The organism is Bacillus sp. AFS018417 (assembly GCF_002560985.1).
Lineage (GTDB): Bacteria > Bacillota > Bacilli > Bacillales > Bacillaceae_G > Bacillus_A > Bacillus_A rhizoplanae.
Genome location: NZ_NTTM01000137.1, coordinates 1 through 1,395 on the forward strand (window position 1 = coordinate 1; position 1,395 = coordinate 1,395).

The 1,395-nt window shown below is 33.8% G+C and carries 2 protein-coding genes; one reads left to right on the plus strand and one right to left on the minus strand.

The window, feature by feature from the left end; all coding sequences use genetic code 11:
• Positions 1 to 461 (minus strand): acyl-ACP desaturase (locus CN326_RS23890; RefSeq protein ID WP_176524765.1); only part of this gene is annotated, 461 nt, incomplete at its 3' end.
• A 397-nt stretch (positions 462 to 858) separates the two neighbouring features.
• On the opposite strand from CN326_RS23890, the gene CN326_RS23895 reads away from it, so the two are divergent.
• A partial coding sequence (locus CN326_RS23895) for an NAD(P)H-dependent oxidoreductase (protein WP_098311395.1) occupies positions 859 to 1,395 on the plus strand: 537 nt, incomplete at its 3' end.

Genomic DNA, 1,395 nt, shown 5'->3' on the forward strand with positions numbered 1-1,395 from the left:
TGTAGCGTCGTATACGTCATGGCTTCGATTGGCGTGTGAAAATCAGGCTCAAATCCACCTTCAACGACTGACTTTCTTAATTCATGTAATCGTTTAGGGTTCACGCTTCGAGTAAGTAGTAAATATGTCTCCAACAAATTCGAATGTTGATCCTCTTCTGAAGTCCAAGTATGAATAAAGTCCGTAATAACAGAAAGGGACCCTTTAAAAGTTGCAGATAAATACGTTGTAAACCATGGTAAATTCACTTCTGTTAATAAAGCTGTTTCAATGGCCGTAATTACACCAGAAGGAAGAGTAACTTGACTTTCATCCCAAGGAACTCTTTTAAAGTCCATCCCCTTATCCCATGGTAAAAACTCATGATAACCCCAATCTATCTTCTGTGCTCTTATTTTATGTTGTTCATACATTTCTTTTAAGCGTGGTTCTAATCGGAAATTTAAATCATTTGTTAGCATATGTAAGTGCCTCCTTTTCTTATCATAGATAGTCATTCTATATTTACATTCGTTTTTATCTTTTAAAATCTTCTTCAAATAAATATTACTTTCCTTTTTTTAAGTCAAACATAACAAGTTTTGGTTCTGGTGCAAAATTCCAAGACTCTTGCAAGTAATCTCCTATTGAGGTGTCATTTTTTCGTTTTGGGGTATTCGCTTTTCTTAGCTTGATGGCAATGTGACGATACCTCATTTAATAAAACGAGATAGGAGAGTTTATTAACTTATTAAAAAAAAGTAACTATTTTTATTGACAGGAAAAGAATGGTTTTGTATTATACTTACATAAGGTAAGTAATTTACTTTTTAAAAGAAAGTCTTTAATTAAAGATATTTACTGAGGGAGGGAATAAAAATGACAAAAGTACTATTTATTACAGCAAATCCAAATTCAGCAGAAGCATCTTTCGGTATGGCAGTAGGGGAAGCATTTATCGAAGCGTATAAAAATGAACATCCACAAGATGAAGTTGTAACAATTGATCTATTTAACACAACTGTACCAGAAATTGATACAGAAGTATTTGCAGCTTGGGGGAAATTCGCAGCAGGTGAAGGCTTTGAAACGTTAAGCGAAAGCCAACAGCAAAAAATTGCAGCAATGAATACAAACTTAGAAACATTTATGAATGCAGATCGTTATGTATTTGTAACACCAATGTGGAACTTTAGCTATCCACCAGTAGTAAAAGCATACTTAGATAACCTATCTATCGCAGGTAAAACATTTAAATATACTGAAAATGGTCCAGTTGGATTATTAGAAGGTAAAAAAGCACTTCACATTCAAGCTACAGGTGGCATTTATTCTGAAGGAGCATATGCAGTAATGGACTTTGGTCGTCAACACTTAAATGCTGTATTAGGATTTATGGTTCTGGTGCAAAAACTT